The 17,367-nt window shown below is 59.3% G+C and carries 18 protein-coding genes and 1 pseudogene; 13 read left to right on the plus strand and 6 right to left on the minus strand.

Going from position 1 to position 17,367, the window contains the following annotated elements; all coding sequences use genetic code 11:
- From BO1_RS30625 to BO1_RS30660, 7 genes are all read left to right on the plus strand, one after another.
- On the plus strand, positions 1–413 hold a 413-nt coding region (locus BO1_RS30625), incomplete at its 5' end, for a transporter substrate-binding protein (protein ID WP_028220811.1).
- Positions 414–1,139, plus strand: coding sequence for an ANTAR domain-containing response regulator (locus tag BO1_RS53450; protein ID WP_084688284.1), 726 nt, complete (start codon positions 414–416; stop codon positions 1,137–1,139).
- 189 nt (positions 1,140–1,328) lie between these two features.
- A complete protein-coding gene (locus tag BO1_RS30635) occupies positions 1,329–2,039 on the plus strand; it encodes an SDR family NAD(P)-dependent oxidoreductase (protein ID WP_028220812.1) in 711 nt (236 codons plus the stop codon).
- 202 nt (positions 2,040–2,241) lie between these two features.
- A complete protein-coding gene (locus BO1_RS30645; RefSeq protein ID WP_043287279.1) occupies positions 2,242–2,970 on the plus strand; it encodes a cysteine hydrolase family protein in 729 nt (242 codons plus the stop codon).
- Between the two features lie 129 nt (positions 2,971–3,099).
- On the plus strand, positions 3,100–5,082 hold the full coding sequence (gene acs, locus BO1_RS30650; RefSeq protein WP_028220814.1) for an acetate--CoA ligase: 1,983 nt from the start codon (positions 3,100–3,102) through the stop codon (positions 5,080–5,082).
- Between the two features lie 175 nt (positions 5,083–5,257).
- Positions 5,258–5,545: a DUF1330 domain-containing protein gene (locus BO1_RS30655; RefSeq protein ID WP_028220815.1), complete on the plus strand. Its 288-nt coding sequence runs from the start codon at positions 5,258–5,260 to the stop codon at positions 5,543–5,545.
- Entirely contained in the window at positions 5,542–6,075 is a 534-nt protein-coding gene (locus tag BO1_RS30660) for an MCP four helix bundle domain-containing protein (RefSeq protein ID WP_028220816.1), read from the plus strand. The genes BO1_RS30655 and BO1_RS30660 overlap by 4 nt, the downstream gene beginning before the upstream one ends.
- A 97-nt stretch (positions 6,076–6,172) precedes the next feature.
- On the opposite strand, the gene BO1_RS58115 is transcribed toward BO1_RS30660, so the two are convergent.
- Positions 6,173–6,487: a DUF4148 domain-containing protein gene (locus BO1_RS58115; protein ID WP_084688286.1), complete on the minus strand. Its 315-nt coding sequence runs from the start codon at positions 6,485–6,487 to the stop codon at positions 6,173–6,175.
- Positions 6,488–6,974: 487 nt separating this feature from the next.
- Here BO1_RS58115 and BO1_RS30665 point away from each other — a divergent pair, with 487 nt between their 5' ends.
- From BO1_RS30665 to grxC, 3 genes are all read left to right on the plus strand, one after another.
- On the plus strand, positions 6,975–7,925 hold the full coding sequence (locus BO1_RS30665; RefSeq protein ID WP_028220817.1) for an AraC family transcriptional regulator: 951 nt from the start codon (positions 6,975–6,977) through the stop codon (positions 7,923–7,925).
- A 232-nt stretch (positions 7,926–8,157) separates the two neighbouring features.
- Positions 8,158–8,502 (plus strand): DUF4148 domain-containing protein, encoded by a 345-nt coding sequence (locus BO1_RS58120; RefSeq protein WP_084688287.1) that lies wholly within the window; start codon positions 8,158–8,160, stop codon positions 8,500–8,502.
- Between the two features lie 42 nt (positions 8,503–8,544).
- On the plus strand, positions 8,545–8,814 hold the full coding sequence (grxC, locus tag BO1_RS58125) for a glutaredoxin 3 (protein ID WP_028220818.1): 270 nt from the start codon (positions 8,545–8,547) through the stop codon (positions 8,812–8,814).
- Positions 8,815–9,462: 648 nt separating this feature from the next.
- On the opposite strand, the gene BO1_RS62115 is transcribed toward grxC, so the two are convergent.
- The 3 genes from BO1_RS62115 to BO1_RS30690 form a co-directional block, all read right to left on the minus strand.
- Entirely contained in the window at positions 9,463–9,738 is a 276-nt protein-coding gene (locus BO1_RS62115) for a thioredoxin domain-containing protein (protein ID WP_028220819.1), read from the minus strand.
- Entirely contained in the window at positions 9,731–10,312 is a 582-nt protein-coding gene (locus BO1_RS30685) for a carboxymuconolactone decarboxylase family protein (RefSeq protein WP_028220820.1), read from the minus strand. Before BO1_RS30685 ends, BO1_RS62115 begins: the two co-directional genes overlap by 8 nt.
- 600 nt (positions 10,313–10,912) lie before the next feature.
- Entirely contained in the window at positions 10,913–12,958 is a 2,046-nt protein-coding gene (locus BO1_RS30690) for an FUSC family protein (RefSeq protein ID WP_028220821.1), read from the minus strand.
- 229 nt (positions 12,959–13,187) lie between these two features.
- On the opposite strand from BO1_RS30690, the pseudogene BO1_RS62315 reads away from it, so the two are divergent.
- The 3 genes and pseudogenes from BO1_RS62315 to BO1_RS62120 all read left to right on the plus strand — a co-directional run.
- Positions 13,188–13,374, plus strand: a pseudogene (locus BO1_RS62315) (IS6 family transposase); the annotation flags it as partial.
- A gap of 447 nt (positions 13,375–13,821) precedes the next feature.
- Entirely contained in the window at positions 13,822–15,144 is a 1,323-nt protein-coding gene (locus tag BO1_RS30700) for a TIGR00366 family protein (RefSeq protein WP_028220823.1), read from the plus strand.
- Positions 15,145–15,209: 65 nt separating this feature from the next.
- Positions 15,210–15,581, plus strand: coding sequence for a hypothetical protein (locus BO1_RS62120; RefSeq protein WP_156992480.1), 372 nt, complete (start codon positions 15,210–15,212; stop codon positions 15,579–15,581).
- A gap of 22 nt (positions 15,582–15,603) precedes the next feature.
- Here the strand turns inward: BO1_RS62120 and BO1_RS30710 are convergent, their stop codons facing one another.
- Entirely contained in the window at positions 15,604–16,272 is a 669-nt protein-coding gene (locus BO1_RS30710; protein ID WP_028220824.1) for a peroxiredoxin-like family protein, read from the minus strand.
- Between the two features lie 288 nt (positions 16,273–16,560).
- Positions 16,561–17,100, minus strand: a complete 540-nt coding sequence (locus BO1_RS30715; protein WP_028220825.1) for a carboxymuconolactone decarboxylase family protein — start codon at positions 17,098–17,100, stop codon at positions 16,561–16,563.
- Positions 17,101–17,367 lie beyond the last annotated feature (267 nt).

The raw sequence follows: 17,367 nt of genomic DNA on the forward strand, positions 1-17,367 counted from the left end.
CTGGACATTTCACCTCGGCGCCGTATTTTCAGACAATTGACTCGGACGAGAATCACGCTTGCCTGTCGAAATTTCGCGATCGCTTCGAAGGAAAAGCCGTGCCGAACGCGTGCTGGGAAGCGGCCTATTTCCAGGTGCATCTGTTCGCCAATGCGATGCGCGCGAGCGGCAACGACGACATCGACGCGCTGATGCCGGAGCTGCTGGGTGCCGAGTTCATCGCCCCGCAGGGGCGCGTGCGCATCGAGCCGACCAATCATCACACGTGCTTGTACCCGCGCATCGGCCGCGTCAACTCGAAAGGCGAGTTCACGATCGTGCGGGCGTCCAAGCGTGCCGTGAGCCCGGACCCGTATCTGGTCACCCATTCGCTCGGCGACTGGACGGTCGCGCTCGGTTCACTGGAGGCTTGAATGAGCAGTCCACGCAATGGGGTGCGAGCGATGCGACCGGCCGCACGGGCAGTTCCTCAAATCCTCAAAAATCTGCGCTCGTTACGCGTTTGCGTGTTTCACCCGCAGGACCAGGACGGCGAGGGCCTGACGCGGCAACTTCAGCGAATCGGATGCCAGGTGCAGGCGTTCTGGCCGCCGTTGTCACTCCCGCCTGCGGGGACCGACCTCGTCTTCATGGCGCTGCATCCGAACATTCTCCAGCACGACTTCAGCTGGTGCGCAGGTGACAGCGCACCGCCGGTCATTGCGGTCATCACCTATGAGAACCCGACGATCATCGAAGCGGTGCTGCGGATTGGCGCAAAAGGTGTTGTCGCTTCGCCGGTGCGCTCATTCGGTCTGCTCAGCTCGCTCGTGCTCGCGCGCGAGCTGACCACCGAGCTTGTGAAGCAGCGCAGGCGCATCAGCAGGCTCGAAGAGAAGCTTGTCGGCGTTCGGAAGATCGCCGAGGCGCAGGACATTCTGTGCCAGCAGCGGGGCATTACGAAAGACGATGCCTACAAGGTGATCCGCGAACAGGCGATGAGCAAGCGCGTGACCGCAGAGGACATCGCTTCCGCGATCATCAACGCCAACGATATTCTGTCGTTCAACACGCACGAGACTCAACAGGGCTCGGTCTGTACCCAGGCGCAAAAGGGCACTGTCGACAGTGGAGCCCACGAACAGTTTAGGAGGCGATAAAAGCACGAGGCTTTGCGGAAGGCATACGCGAATAGTAAGGAGCACCGCAGCGGGCCTCCGCGATGGTTGGATGTTTGAGGTGCTCGCAGCAGTAGATAAGGTCCGACGCTCAAAAATCGAGATGTGAAGACCTTTCTAAACAGACCCCCACGGGGTTTATTTTAAACCGTCTATTATTCGAGGTCTCTCATGAGCAATTCACAGAAAGTCGCGATCGTTACTGGCGCGTCGCAAGGCATCGGCGCTGACCTTGTGGACGCATTCCGTCAACGTGACTATCGCGTTGTTGCGACAGCGCGGTCGGTGCAGCCTTCGGGCGACCCGAACGTTCTCGCCGTTGCAGGCGACATCAGCCAACGCGAAGTCGCACAACGGGTTGTTGGCGAAGCGGTTGCGCGCTTCGGCCGAATCGATACGCTCGTCAACAATGCCGGTATCTTCATTGCGAAGCCATTTACGCAATACACGGTTGAAGATTATGCGGCGGTTCTCAATGTCAATTTGAATGGTTTCTTCCATATCACGCAGCTCGCGATTGCCGAGATGGAAAAGAACAGGAGCGGCCACGTGGTTCAGGTCACGGCGAGCATCGTCGATCATGCGATCAACGGCGTGCCGTGCGTGTTGGCTGCGATTACGAAGGGTGGTTTGAACGCCGCCACTAAATCGCTCGCGATTGAATACGCGAAGGCCGGTATTCGAGTAAATGCGGTGGCTCCCGGAATGATCAAGACGCCAATGCACAAGGCCGAAATGCTCGAGGTCTTGGGTGGGCTACACCCGGTGGGCCGAATGGGAGAGATGAGCGACATCTCGAATGCCGTGCTGTATCTCGACTCGGCACCGTTCGTAACCGGGGAGATTCTGCACGTGGATGGTGGTCTCAGCGCGGGCCACTGAAAGAGGCATTACAAAGATTGCTTCCCACGTGGAAAGATGTTCATGGAGGCCAGCCAACAGCCAGAATTGAGGAATGCGGTCCTGGCTGTTGGCACGACGTTCGAAGCGAATACGCAAGCGACGGAAATGAAGGTGCCAGAAGATGTGTACTTTCGTCTCATCTGGAACCTCGCGTCGTTTGCATATATCCAGAGAGGATTGTATGAGTAGCGAAGGCACACCGCAGCAAATCGGCCATGAACCGTATGCAGATCCCGCCGATCCGGCACTTCCAGGGTCCGACTTCAAGTTGGACCGGACGAAGGCGGCATTGGTCGTCATCGATCCGCAAAATGACTTTCTTAGCCCGAACGGCGTGAGTTGGCCGTATTTTGGTCAAAGTATCAGTGAAAACAAGACGGTCGAGCACATCGCCCAGCTCTTCAAGACCGCGAAGGACCTTAGCCTGGTTGTCGCTGTATCGCCGCACTACTACTATCCTGCCGACCATGATTGGCACTTTGGCGGGCCGTTGGAGAAAGTGATGCACAGCATCAACATGTTCGGCCGCAAAGGTCCGAATACCTTGGAGGAGTTCGAGGGCTCTGGGGCGGATTTCCTTGAGGAATACAAGCCCTACATCCTGGATGGTAAGACCATCATTGCGTCGCCTCACAAAGTCTACGGTCCAGAGACGAACGACCTGGTTCTGCAGTTGCGTAAGCAGGGCGTTTCCCAAGTCATTCTCGCGGGCATGGCGGCGAACCTTTGTGTGGAGTCACATCTGCGTGAACTCATCGAACAAGGGTTCGAAGTTCTGGTAGTGCGCGATGCCACGGCTGGCCCCCGTGTGCCGGAGGGCGACGGTTATCTCGCGGCAATCATAAACTACCGCTTCCTCGCTCATGCGCTCTGGACGACCGAGGAGACGATCCAGCAACTGAAGCGCTGAACCACGCCGCACCCAAGTCGACATTAACTTTCCGCCAGTCCGTGATCACCAATTTCGAACTGCCTTCCTGAGCACCATAGATCGAGCAGGATACAGGTTTCAGTCTTAACTTAAAGAAGGGGAATGTCGATGTCCGCGATTGAATCGGTTCTTCACGAAAGCCGTGTCTTTCCGCCGTCCGCCGAAGTGGTGGCCAAGGCGAACATTTCCGGCATGGAAGCCTATCGGGCGCTGGTCGCCGAAACCGAGCGTGATTTCGAAGGCTTCTGGGCCAAACTCGCGCGCGGGACGCTCGCCTGGCACAAGCCGTTCACGAAGGTGCTCGACGAATCGAATGCGCCGTTCTACACCTGGTTCGAGGATGGCGAGCTGAATGCATCGTACAACAGCCTCGACCGCCACGTCGAAGCGGGAAAGGGCGACACCGTCGCCATCGTCTTCGAAGCCGACGACGGCAACGTCACCCGCGTCACGTATCAGGACCTCTTGCAGCGCGTCTGCCGCTTCGCGAATGCGCTCAAGAAGCGGGGCGTGAAGAAGGGCGACCGCGTCGTCATCTATATGCCGATGTCGGTCGAGGGCATCGTCGCGATGCAGGCCTGCGCGCGGATCGGCGCGCCGCACTCGGTGGTGTTCGGCGGCTTTTCGTCGAAATCGCTGAACGAGCGGCTCGTCGACGTCGGCGCCGTGGCGTTGGTTACCTCGGACGAACAGATGCGCGGCGGCAAGGCGCTGCCGCTCAAGAGCATTGCCGACGAAGCGCTCGCGATGGGCGGCTGCGAAGCCGTCAAGAGCGTGATCGTCTACCAGCGCACGGGCGGCAAGGTCCAATGGAACGAAGGCCGCGATCTCTGGATGCACGAGCTCGCGCAGGGTGAGGCCGATAGCTGCGCGCCCGAGTGGGTGGGCGCCGAGCACCCGCTCTTCATCCTTTACACCTCGGGCTCGACGGGGCGGCCGAAGGGCGTGCAGCACAGCACCGGCGGCTACCTGCTGTGGGCCGCGCAGACGCTCAAGTGGACCTTCGACTGGAAGCCGACCGACATCTTCTGGTGCACCGCCGACATCGGCTGGATCACGGGCCACACCTACATCGCATACGGCCCGCTCGCACTCGGCGCGACCCAGGTGATGTTCGAGGGCGTGCCGACCTATCCCGACGGCGGCCGCTTCTGGAGCATGATCGAGAAGCACAAGGTCACGCTGTTCTATACGGCGCCGACGGCGATCCGCTCGCTGATCAAGATCGCCGATGCCGATCCGAAGGTTCATCCGAAGAGCTATGACCTGTCGAGCCTGCGCGTGCTCGGCACCGTCGGCGAGCCGATCAATCCGGAAGCGTGGATGTGGTACTACGAGAACGTCGGCGGCTCGCGCTGCCCGATCGCGGATACCTGGTGGCAGACCGAAACGGGCGGCCATATGCTCACGCCGCTGCCGGGCGCCACGCCGCTCGTGCCGGGCTCGTGCACGCTGCCGCTGCCTGGCATCATGGCCGCCGTCGTCGACGAGACCGGGCAGGACGTGCCGGACGGGCAGGGCGGGATTCTCGTCGTGAAGCGTCCGTGGCCGTCGATGATCCGCACGATCTGGGGCGACCCCGAGCGCTTCAAGAAGAGCTACTACCCCGAGGAGCTCGGCGGCAGGCTGTACCTCGCCGGCGACGGCACCGTGCGGGACAAGCAGACCGGCAACTTCACGATCATAGGCCGCATCGATGACGTGCTCAACGTCTCCGGCCACCGGCTCGGGACGATGGAGATCGAATCGGCGCTCGTGGCGAACCCGCTGGTGGCGGAGGCGGCCGTGGTCGGGCGGCCGGATGAGGCGACGGGCGAGGCGGTGGTGGCGTTCGTCGTGCTCAAGCGCCCGCGCCCCGTCGGCGACGAGGCCCAGAAGTTCGCGAACGAGCTGCGCGCATGGGTCGGCAAGGAGATCGGACCGATCGCGAAGCCGAAGGACATCCGTTTCGGCGAAAACCTGCCGAAGACGCGCTCGGGCAAGATCATGCGCCGCCTGCTGCGCTCGCTCGCGAAGGGCGAGGAGATCACGCAGGATGTGTCGACGCTAGAGAATCCAGCGATCCTCGGTCAGCTCGGCGAGTCGCTGTAAGCGCAACCTTCTGGCGGCATGCTGCGCGCTGCCAGGGGGCACGACGCCCTTTCCAGGCGCGCGACACCTCGCCCATTTGATGGATCGACATCTGCACCGACGCTGCGTATCGAGGCCCGATGCGGCTTCGTCGCATCGTCGTGTACACCTTCACACCAGTCCAGGAGAGTACGGCATGGCAACTTATATCATCTTCACGAAGGAAACCACGCAGGATCAGGGTGAGCTCGACATCTACCAAAGCAAGGTGAGCGACACGTTCACAGGTCATCCAGTCAAGATTCTCGCTGTTTACGGCCCTCAACAGGTTCTTGAGGGGGAAGCGCCAGAGGGCGTTGTGATCGTGGAGTTTCCGTCGACTGTGGCCGCGCGTGCGTGGTACGACAGCCCGGCGTATCAGGAAGTCGCACAGCACCGATTCAAGGGCGCGCGCTATCGCGCCGTTCTCGTCGAAGGCGTGTGACGAAAGAGGTGCACGATAAAGCGCTCGAAGAAATGGCCGATGCAATGAACCGTTACGAGGCGCTTATTTCTTCACCCGAAGAAAAGCCCTTATATCAGGAGATTCGCAGCGCGTGGGCACAGCACATTGAGGACGATTCGAAACTTCTCGCCATGCCGGAAACGGGCGACGCGCAGTTCGCCGATGCCCGCAAGCTCGCTATTGGCGCTTCGGCCGCGTCGTTCACGAGGCTGCTAGAGTTGGTCGTCAACGACGTCGCACGCAACTGCAAGGGCGCCGAAGCGTCGCGCGAAGCCGCCGCAACAGGCTATCGGGAGAAGATAGCACTCACGCTCGCGCTCGCAGTCGTGGCTGTGCTGCTCGCCGCGATTATCGCTGCGCTGATCACACGTTCGATCATCGTCCCGGTGCGCAGGGCCGTTGAGCTAGCCGCGACGGTGGCGCGCGGCAACCTGACATCGAAGATAAAAGTGACCGGTAGGGACGAACTCGCGCAGTTGCACGCGGGCCTACGATTGACTCCCGTCTAGCCGTAACCGGCGCACCTGGACGCATTACGGCGTGAACTATTGCGCTCCTTCGGGAGCCCACTCCACAGTCCACGCCGCGTTTTGCACCCTGTCACTTTCAGTGGCGGCCGTAAATCGGAGCCGAGTACGACGATACACGAACGTCCCGCGGCTGTCCGGCGTCAGACGAACCACTTGCGACACCACCATAACCATCTGTTGCAGCGGCTTGTTGCGCGGCCACCTTAGCCTCCGCCTGCTGAATCGCTTGCGGGTAGTTGGTGCGGTCACCATTACCGACGCGATAACCAGCGTTTTCAAGTTGGACGAGTTCGCCTCGTACCTGAGCCCGGGTAACGGGTGGCGTTGCAAACGATACAGCCGGAGCGGCGAGGGCGACAACAATGGCAACGGACTGAATAAATGACTTCATGATTTCTACCTCTTTCAATGTTGAGACGCGGTCTGGTTCGACCAGTGTGATTGAAGTCTAATGTCGATCATCCGCAGGTTGAATGTCGCATTGGCTCAACAGGATGCTCATTTGGCTCAAGCTGACAATCTGCGCTTGAGTGTCGAAGAGTTGCTTGCCTGAGGTGTTGACAGGGTATGTGTGAACCTCATATCAGGTCATGCGGGACCGCCTTCAATCAGGACGACAGAGGCGCGAGCTGCCTTTGCCGCACGCTTTGGTGGCAGTCTGGCACTGTCGGCGCCGACGATCGCTACACCTATTTGAGATGTTTTCAAGACTTCCTCAAAAGTGTAAGCAAAATGTCACCCGATAAGCTGGGTGGTCCGTGTGATAGATCTTTTGGTGCTCAGGTAGTATCGTTTTGAGTACGGTCTGGCATACTTTGTGCGCTGGTGCCAGCCGTGCAAATTCTTGATCAGCACATAAACCCGCTAAATCGACTCAAATGGATTTGCTAAGTCAGGTTCTTTCGCTCATTCCCGTCAGCGGCCGCCTGGACGTGCGCTGTCACTTCGGCGCTCCATGGGCAATTTCGCAAGGCCATGCGGCAGCTCGAGAGATTCCCTATCACGTACTGCTGTCCGGTGATGCCGTGCTTGACCACGGGGCTGGAGTATCGGAGAAGCTCGTGGCCGGCGATATTATCGTTTTTCCAGCGGGTGGCCCGCATCGAATTCACGACGGCAGCGGCGGCATACCAAGGCCGATGGCCGAGCGACGGAACGTGTCGGTTACGGTTGCTGAAAATGATGGATCCGGGCCGCGTGCTGACATGCTATGCGGGCGCTTCCTGGTCGGCGCAGTACCGGACCGCCTGTTGCGTGACCACCTCCCGGCACAGCTCGTAGTGCGCAGCACGGCACATGCTGATACCAGGGTGGGAGTGACCACTGCGAGTTCACGGCTCTCACGATTGATCGAACTCATGAGAGAGGAGTCTGTCGAGGAGGGGCCCGGCAGCGAAACGCTGGTGAGTCATCTGTCTGCTGCGCTGTTTGCGCTCACGCTGCGCTTCGCGAGCGAAGCGCAGCAGGCGCCGCACGGCCTCCTTGCACTGGCCGCGCGACCTCGATTGCAGGCGGCCGTTTCGGCCATGTTTGAGTCACCAGAGAAGCAATGGACACTTGATCAGTTCGCAGGGCTTTGCAATATGTCGAGAGCGACCTTCGTGCGACAGTTCCAGGACGCGATAGGCCGATCTGCGACCGACGTGCTGACGGAGGTCCGTATGACCATTGCCGGTCGCATGCTTGTGCAGTCGGCGCTGCCGGTCGCTGATATCGGTGAGAAGGTGGGTTACCAATCGGATGCCGCATTTCAACGCACTTTCAAACGCATGATAGGAGCGACCCCCGCGCGCTACCGCGCGTTGCGCGGCAAATTGCAGTCGGATTAATGGGGCACATTGCCCGGTCTGACCGGGACATTTTATGTAGATTCATAACCGGACACCAGGGACAGCACTCGCGCGACACGTCATCCGGGTAGCTGACCTGCACTTAAGGTCCGTTTGCCGATTGATTCGAAAGAGCAGTTTGCTGAGCCGTTCGACCGTTAACGAGACAGATGCGCGCTCCTATAGTTCGGGTAAGCCGTTGGAGACGGTAACCCTTTGAAGGAGCTTCATCATGAAACGTTTTTACCTCGCTGCCATCGTTGTGTCTGCTATGAGCTTGCCATTGGTGAGTCACGCACAACCTGCCACGACGCAGACCACGCGCGCTCAGGTTCGCGCTGAACTCATTGCTGCCGAGCAGGCGGGCCAATACCCGCGGAGCCGTTTGTATTACCCTGACGCAGCGCCGAATGCAGCAGTGGAATATGTTGCTGATCGCGATGCTGCTCGTACGGCAAACCAAGGGGCCTATGGATTTCCGGGAGCGGGTCGGTCTGAATCAGGCTTTCTCCATCGTCGCGAGCACGCCGTGACGCTTGCTCAACCGGATAGCACAGACATTTATCGCGGGCATTAATTTTGATTATTGATTATCACAATTGACCGAGTGGTAGTTAATATGAGAACCGTAACGATCTACACTAGTCCGGGGTGCCTTGACTGCATTGCGGCCAAAGAATTGTTGCGCAGCAAAGGCGTGCTGTTCAACGAAATTGGTATCGAGGGTGATCGTGCTGCCACCTGGGCCCTTGCAGCGCGAACCGGACGTTCCACAGTGCCACAAATTTTCGTCGGCACGAAGCACATAGGAGGGTTCGATGACCTGCACGAACTTGAGCAAACTGGTCGTCTAGACACGTTTCTTGATCCGGACAATCAGGAATTTTGAAACAAGTCGTGGGGCAATGACTTGGGATGCAGAGACGGCGTACACAATCGCTAAAGGCAGTTAGTCCGTACAGCTAAATCACAGACTACAACTGACTTTGGTGGTTGTGTGCGCATGTGGCAGCGCGCCAGCACTGCGAGGCACTAAACTGCTACGAGGTACGGGCGATTGCGTGACTATATTGCTTGAGAGTTCCGGCGGCCCGTTGCACGCATGCGTCGCATGAGGTAGCGGGTTGTTGGCCCAAATCAGTTCCGTTTTGGTAGGCCAGGCGCCACCGAATTCACGGTGATGTCCGTCAGACGGCCTCGTCGAACACATCGAGATCGATTTCTCCGACGCGTTGCGAATGAACTAGCCCGACGTTGTTGACGATCTAGTCCACACGGTAGCTTTGCGCCAGCTCACGCAGGGCTGCGTCGGCTCCCGCGCGATCACCGAGATCCAATCTGACGACATCGCCCGGAAACTCCCATTTTGAGCGCTACGCCAATGACCTGATGCCCTGCCGATGCAAGCAGCGCGCTTACCGCGCGGCCAATGCCTTTCGTCGCGCCCGTTGCCAGAAAAGCGCGTTGTGTCACGATGATTACTCCGTGACAGAAAGCAAAGAGGCCGCTCGAAGTCGGCAATCACCTGCATATCCACTTATGTCTTGGAGATCGCGTATTCGAGCACCGTCAACATATCACTCGGATCTGGACGCTGGGTGTAGACGGGATTGATCTCCGAATACAGCACGATCCCATCCTGGCCGATCACGTAGCGCGCCGGCATTGGCAGCGTCCATGCCCCCATGATGACGTAGATTTCGGACGGTGCGTTGTACGGTGGCTTGCCTGCCTTGAAATCCGCCTTGAACGCGTCGAGTTTCTCTTGCAGTGAAATGTTGCTCCCCGGCGATCGGACACGTGTTTCAGGCACTCACGCCCGCTTCGGCTGCTACCTGCGGCTTCGTCCACTCGTTGCCCTTCATGAAGGCGTCGTAGGGCGTATGCACGACATGATTCGTGTAATTGCTCATCACCTTGGTCGCGACGCCGAGGATCACTTCGAACACGTTGCGACGGGTGTAGCCAGCAGCGAGAAACGCGTCGACTTCGGTGTCGGGGACGAAACCGCGTTCACGCACCACAATTGTCGTGAACCGATGCAGTGCTTCGAGCTTTGCGTCGGGCAGCGCGGCGCCGTCGCGCAGGGCGGCGATTACGGCCGGGTCCATCTTGATCATTTTTGCCAGTGTGCTGTGTCCCGCCATGCAGTAATGGCAGTTGTTCTCGAAGTTCGAGGTCAGATAGACGACCTGTTGCTCGTGTGGCGTCAACGTGCTCTTGGCAAACAAATCCCAGAGTGCCGAGTATCCTGCCAGCAGCTCGGGCGAGTCCGCCATGTAGGACTGGAGATTCGGCACGAAGCCGAAGGTCGCTTGCGTGCCCTCGAGCAAGGCTTTGGAGCTGGCCGGTGCGTTTTCGATAGTGTAGGCGTTGAAGGTGGTCATCGGTGTTTCCCCAGTAGGTTGACGGTGAGCACATGATCGCCGAGCCGACGGCACACCAGAAGACAGGCGGCCGTCATAGAAATTATTCCCGCGTGGAATGGGCACGGTCGACCCTCGTGGCCGACGGCGCGGCGATGGAGGGGAACGCCAGGTCCGGCAAACCCAATCCGACGCGTAGCCGCAGTAGCGTGTGCGGGTCAGCAGGCCTGAGGGACAGATGCCAAAAAGTTCTAGGACAGTTGTGGGTCAGGCAGACCCTCGCTGAAGGTGTCGCGTCTTCGAGATCTGTGTCAGAACCGTTACCACGAGCATTCCAAAATGCCTGGTACGGGGCGCAAAGTGACATTCCCACGTATGAGTCGTTGTTGGATAGCAGAGACTGCCACAAGGATAAGTGGCAAAGAGGGCTGCGTCTGTCTCGCGCCGGGAGTTTCCACATAGCTTCGACCCTCTCCAGTCATACGACATTCCGTCTGGCAGGAGGTCGGTTGCAGCGGAACGACAGTCACCCACGCTGTCATCTCGGTGCGAAGCGAGCGACGAGCAAAGTCCCTGCCTGTATTTTTCAGAAGGCGCTGCGGGGCGATGAACGCTCCCCGATCATGAAACGTCGTCGGGCTTCGCACCTGGGAACAGCGACAGCCGGAGTCCAATGAGCGCATGCAGCGCACCTTTGCGCAGCTTGTAGCCAGGCGCTGCTGGGGCGGCGGTGAAGTCGGCCATAATCCGCGCCATGGCGGCATCTATGTCGACTGCTAGCGAGGGCGGTACGGGTTGTCGCTCGCCCGACTCGAGGCATTGTTCATAGTGCGAACGCACTTCGTCGAGCACGCGATTCAACACTACCGGCAATTCTCCAGAAAACTTGCCCGAGAGTCTGCGCAGGTCGAGTGTATTGAGCGCAATGCGCATGTCGCGCAGGCTTTCAGTTGACGGATGCTTGTAGTCCTCGCTCGGTGCTACGCGCGGAATGAGCTGCATGAGCCGGTCGAGCATGCGCGCGTTCAGATCGCGCTGCTGATCGAGCGACAATGCGGACCCGCTCAAAACGACATCCCTCCAGCTTGACCGGGTCAGTCGCGCAGTTGCGGCATCCGTTCCGAACGGACGGATTACCCCCGTCATCACCGAAGCGAATATGACGCCGGCTAGTCCCGCAAGATTGCCGTTCAGGAAGCTCAGAATGTTGGCATCATAGACGTTGTCGATTCCAAGAAATGTTGCGGTCGTCAACGCTACGAGCGTCGATATCAACGCCCATTTAGGACGTGACATCAACAGTCCGAGAGGAATGAACAGGAACGAGAAGAAAATGACCAGCAAAGGGAATTCCTGACCACTCGGCAACACGACAAACAAATAGAATGCCGAAATGATGACGCCCATCGTCGCGCACTTCAGGAAAGTGATCATCATCGGCACAGGCTCGTCGAGCGCGGCGAAAAAGCACACGCCGATGGCGCCCAACGACACCGCCGCCGCACCGTCCTGCCAACCTGAAGCGATCCACAGGCACGACGAAACGAAGATGACCAGCGCCGCCGAGCTAGCGGAGAAGAGGGCAAGACCATGGTCGAGAAAGGCGTGCCGCGTCCCGATCCGCCAATGACGAAACCGCGGACTCCAGTCTCCTCTTTCGTGAACGATGATATGGCGCAAAGTCCGGCAATCGGCCCACAAATCGACCAGTTGCCGCAAGCGCCAGAGCGCGCTGGACAATAGTGCATCGTGCCATGTCGTCAGTTCCTGGCGGGGCGGATCCAGCTGCACAATACGCGTCCGGAATAGCGGTGCCTCGCGCTCGGGTTCCTCGCTGAGCGGCGCGTCCATCCAGCGCCCAATATCGCGCAGCAGTTCGACGAATCCTGCAGGAATGACAAGGCCTGATTTCTGCGTGGCCGCGAGTACGTCCGCGAGCGCCGAGGTGATGGGCAGTATCAGTTGCATCCGGCCTTGCAGTTGCTCGCTGCGAGCGAGAATCGCAGGGCTGACATGATCGTAGGCCAACTGGCTCAACAGGAATTCGAAACCGCGGACACTCGACGCCATCTTCTGGCGGCTGCCCGAAACAAGAGCTCCCGCGACCCGCCCCTCCATCGACTCTTTCGCGTAAACAGCGGCCTCGACGAACCACGAGTCGGTTCGCTCAATCAGTGTTGGTGCGAGCCGGTTCGGGAAAAAAACGCTGCCGACGATGCTCGCGCAGACGATGCCAAGCGTGATTTCCTCGGTTCGCGCCACAGCCACATCGAAGATACTCAATGGGTCCGACAATGCCGGTAGCGCAATGACGGACAGCGAATAGCTGGCGAGCAGAAAAACGTAATTGCGTGCGGCTCGCGTCGAGATTGAAATGTATACAAATACGCCTGTCCATAACGCTATCAGGGCGCTCAACAGATAAGGCGTCTCCGCGAAAGGCGGCACGAGGGCAACCGAGGCGACCGCGCCAAGGGCAGTGCCGATCGCGCGATAAAGCGCCTTCGACCGTGTCGCGCCGACAAACGGATTCGACACGATATAGACCGACGCCAACGCCCAGTAGGGCCTCGGAAGGTCGTAGTAGAACGCGATGTAAAGCGCGAGCATCCCTGCGAAGAAGGTCTTTAGAGAAAAAATCCAGTCGCGCAGCGAAGGGAAATTCATCGGAACAATCGCGTGTGAGAACAGGCTCTCCCCGGCAATCCGGCCGGGCTCGCAGTGGAGCGAACAACAGTGTGCAACGTTTCGCTGAAATCCGCCTTTGCGAACGCACATGACTTCGTGCGCGTCGCGCCGTCGAAGACAAATCACTTACGGTGCCGACACATGGCCTCTTGCCGTTTGATTGCTAACATCGGCAGGGTTCGGTCGGATGCCAGCCGCGGATACGATAGTGCTCACCAAGGACCATCGCCATATCAAATCCAGAACGAATGATGCCTCGGTTTCAAACGGTTCAGGAGCGCTGCGACGACGATTTCAGGTATCGAGTTCGCAAGGGGCAGTGCGATCTCGCGAAGCTCGGCCTGAAGGAAGCCGTTGCGCCTTCCGTATGGAATGCTGTCCTGTCCGATCGGTAAGGTATCCTGTCTATAAGGACGCGTCTCAACCGACATTCCCATTTGCACCAGAACCCGGTGGAGGGCGGCGTGGCGGACCACATCGTGTGGTTTTTCATGCATCCGAGTTTTCTAATAAAATCAACGACTTATCCAAATGCATATGCGTTTTTCAATTTTTGAAGACCACTCGCTTCGCTCGACGCGCACATCATGTAACCGTTAAAAGGTCAAACGATGCAGGTGTTCGTCATTCCAGCCCATCGCGAGCCTGCATCACCTGATGTAAATGCGCAATCGTGATTTGCCCGGGAATCAACACTCGCCGCCAAACTGGCGGGCGGACGCCCGGAGAAATTGCCGGCGTGCGCACGCATTGCGCCGTCATGTGCAAGAATCGCGGCCTGGGCTCGCAGCGAAGAAAAACAAGCGGCCGATTCCGTATCAGCAGACGAGGAGCAGACTATCGTGATTCAGCGTATTTCTCATTTCTTTACGGGCGTAGTGCATCGGATATTGCCCGACCCGCTCATCTTCGCCATTCTCCTGACCGTCGTGACCTTTGTGCTGGCGTTTGCGCTCACGCCGCAGCCGCCCGAAGCGCTCGTCCTGATGTGGGGTTCGGGGTTCTGGAACCTGCTTGCGTTCGCCATGCAAATGGTCCTGATTCTCGTGACCGGTCACGCGCTGGCAAGTTCCGTGCCGGTCAAGCGCATGCTGGTTGCGCTGGCGAGCTGCGCGCGCACGCCGGGCCAGGGCGTGATGCTCGTTGCCTTCGTGGGGGCGGTTGCTTGTGCGATCAACTGGGGTTTCGGCCTCGTGCTCGGCGCGATGTTCTCGCGCGAAGTGGCGCGGCGCGTGCGTGGCGCTGACTACCGGCTGCTCGTCGCAGCGGCGTACATGGGCTTTCTCACATGGCATGGCGGGCTCTCCGGCTCCGTGCCGCTCGTGGCGGCCACGAAGGGCAACCCGATGGAAAAGGCCGTTGGCCTGATCCCGGTCTCGCAGACCATCTTCACGGGCTATAACGCGTTCATCACGATCGGACTGATCGTGCTGCTGCCGATTCTCGTGCGTCTCATGATGCCGAAGCCCGAAGACGTCGTCTCGGTCGACCCGGCGCTGCTCGAAGATCCGCCGAGCGTCGAGCGCAAGCTCGGCCCCGACGCGACCTTCGCCGAGCGCATCGAGGAAAGCCGCGCGCTCTCGCTGCTGGTGGCGGCGCTGTGCTTCGTGTTCCTTGGCTTGCGCTTTCACGCCAAGGGCTTCGCGCTCGACATCGACACCGTGAACCTCGTGTTCCTGGCCGCGGGCATTGTGCTGCACAAGACACCGATGGCCTACGCGCGCGCCGTGGGCAGCGCCGCGAAGGGCGCCGCCGGCATCTTGATCCAGTTTCCGTTCTACGCGGGCATTCAGGCACTCATGGACCACTCGGGTCTTGCGGGTGTCATCACGAAGTGGTTCGTCGATATTGCGAACGTGCACACATTCCCGCTGCTCGTGTTTTTGAGCTCGGCGTTGATCAACTTCGCGGTGCCTTCGGGTGGTGGCCACTGGGTCGTGCAAGGGCCGTTCGTGATGCCGGCGGCGCAGGCGCTGGGCGCGGACCTCGGCAAATCGGCGATGGCGATCGCCTATGGCGAAGCGTGGACCAACATGGCGCAGCCTTTCTGGGCGCTGCCCGCGCTCGCGATCGCGGGCCTCGGCGTGCGCGACATCATGGGCTACTGCGTGACCACTTTGCTGTTCTCGGGCGTGGTGTTCGTCGCGGGGATGTATCTCTTCTGAGCGTTCGCGCTTTACCCCGCTTCTGCGGGCGCCATTATGGTGCCCATTCCCAGCTCCGGCACCGGATGACTCTCCATCATCGCGCCGAGCCTGGTCAATGGGTTCTGCTCGAGGCTGATCCGGCCGTCATGACTTTCCGCGAGCGGCCGGGCGATGTCCAGGTCGACAGAGAACAACGCCTCGCTGATTTTTCGGTTCGCTACGCAGATCGAGATAAATTAGTTATTCTTAATTATTTTCTGCGCGTTGAAAGCGAATCAACGACATCACGCAAGCTTGACGCAGACGTCATCTTCGCGCGCCAGACCGATGACACGATGGCCAGTTCGCATCAGACGTTTCGAGAGTGCCAGTCCGATGCATTTAGTGGCGCCCGTAATGAGAAAGGGGCGTGCAGTCATGGGGTTTCCGGAGATAAAAAAGGCAGCGCCGCTTGAGTCGGTGCGGCGCGCCGGTGCGTCAGATATTGACCGTTCTTTCGAGAACGGGAAGCATGTCCGACGGATCGGGGCGACGCGTGTAGTCGGGATTGATTTCCGAATACATGACGATGCCGTTCTCCCCGATCACATAACGAGCGGGCATCGGCAGCGTCCAGCTCGGGTCGCCGTTGAACGCCGGCAGGTCATTCTTGAGCTTCTTGTATAGCTCGACCAGATAATCGGGCAACTCGAAACGCAGGCCGAATGCCGCTGCAGTCTGATTTTGCACGTCGCTCAGCACCGGGAAGCGTAGTTGATTCTCGCGCACCGACTTGCGGCTGTTCACGCCAATTTGCGGCGAGATGGCGACGACATTCCCGCCGAGCGACTCGATCTTCGGGAGGATTTCGTTGATTGCCTGGAGCTCGAGATTGCAGTACGGGCACCAGACGCCGCGATAGAACGTGACGACGAGCGGCCCCTTGTCAAGCAGGTCGGCCGACGAAATCTCGTTGCCGTTCTGATCCTTGAGCTGGAACTGCGGCGCACGATCACCGGCCTTGATGGCGCGGGTTGCCTGTCCGCTGGCGATCAGTTCCGCCGTGGCACGTTCCATGATCGGATGAATTTCTGGTGACACTTTGAATGGCAGCTTCCCGCCTTTGAAGTCGGCTTTGAATTGGTCAAGCTTGTCCTGCAGTGACATGATGAGTCTCCGGTTGATTGGTCGAAGTTTAGGTACTGGATAAGCGGACCTTGCCGCTCTCCTTAATTCGATTTTCGGAGGACTCGCGGTACGCCGCTAGGTAGGCAGGGCGAATAACACCCATTCTTGCGAAGCATGGCTCTCTGACGGCTATATTCGATTCCATTGCCATGTGATTGGCGCGCAGCAGCTGTCAGAAAAAAGAACGCCCCACTTCTTGAGCGTCCAGGCACACGCAATGCCGTAGAGGTCGATTCCCGACCTCTACGGCGCAAAACTGGGCGCAGGTTACTTCACGGGCGGAAAATCGACCGCAGTGTCGTTGATGCGATTGAAGGTATTCGTGAAGATCGTCAGCGCAATGACGAGCGAAATCTCTGCCAACTGAGCATCCGTATAGCCGGCTACACGAATTGCCGCGAATTCCGTGTCGCTGATGGTCCCGCTGGTGCGTTGCAAATTCAGCACGAACCGGATCAGCGCATCGCGCGTTGCATCGCCCGTCGGCTGTCCCTTGCGGATCGCGCCAAGTGCGTCGGCGGACAGACCCACCAACTTGCCGAGCATGTTATGGGCTGCGACGCAATAGTCGCAGCCGGACTCGACACTGACGAGCAGCTTGATCGTCTCCACGTCTTGCTTGCTCAGCGTTCCAGCCCCAACTGCGCCTTCGGCGTTTAGCACGGCTGCCAATTGGCTCGGCGCGAGATAGCCGAGCGCCGCGAACAGGTTAGGTACACTTCCTCCCGCGACGTTGCGGACCTGGGTGTACACGTCCGCCGTTGCTCCGGTTGCGGTTTCAATTGTGGGAATCGTAATACGGCTCATAGGTTGGCTCCTTGATGATGAATGCGCCCATCGAATGGCGTGAATCCACTTTAGGATTTCCGATTGATTCGGGTAAGTCGCCGAAGTCTCAACTTCATGCTCATCAGGCTCAAACCAAGCGAGCACGCATCTTCCTGCAGATGTGGCACGCGGGCCGCCAGGCGCATCCGGCCAACACCGGCGGCGTCACGCCTGTTGCCCCGTCGCCGCTGCCTCGCCGCCCTTGAGTTTCGGCGCGCGCGTCTGCTGGGCAGGCACAGCGCCCGC

The organism is Paraburkholderia oxyphila NBRC 105797 (assembly GCF_000685075.1).
Classification (GTDB): domain Bacteria; phylum Pseudomonadota; class Gammaproteobacteria; order Burkholderiales; family Burkholderiaceae; genus Paraburkholderia; species Paraburkholderia oxyphila.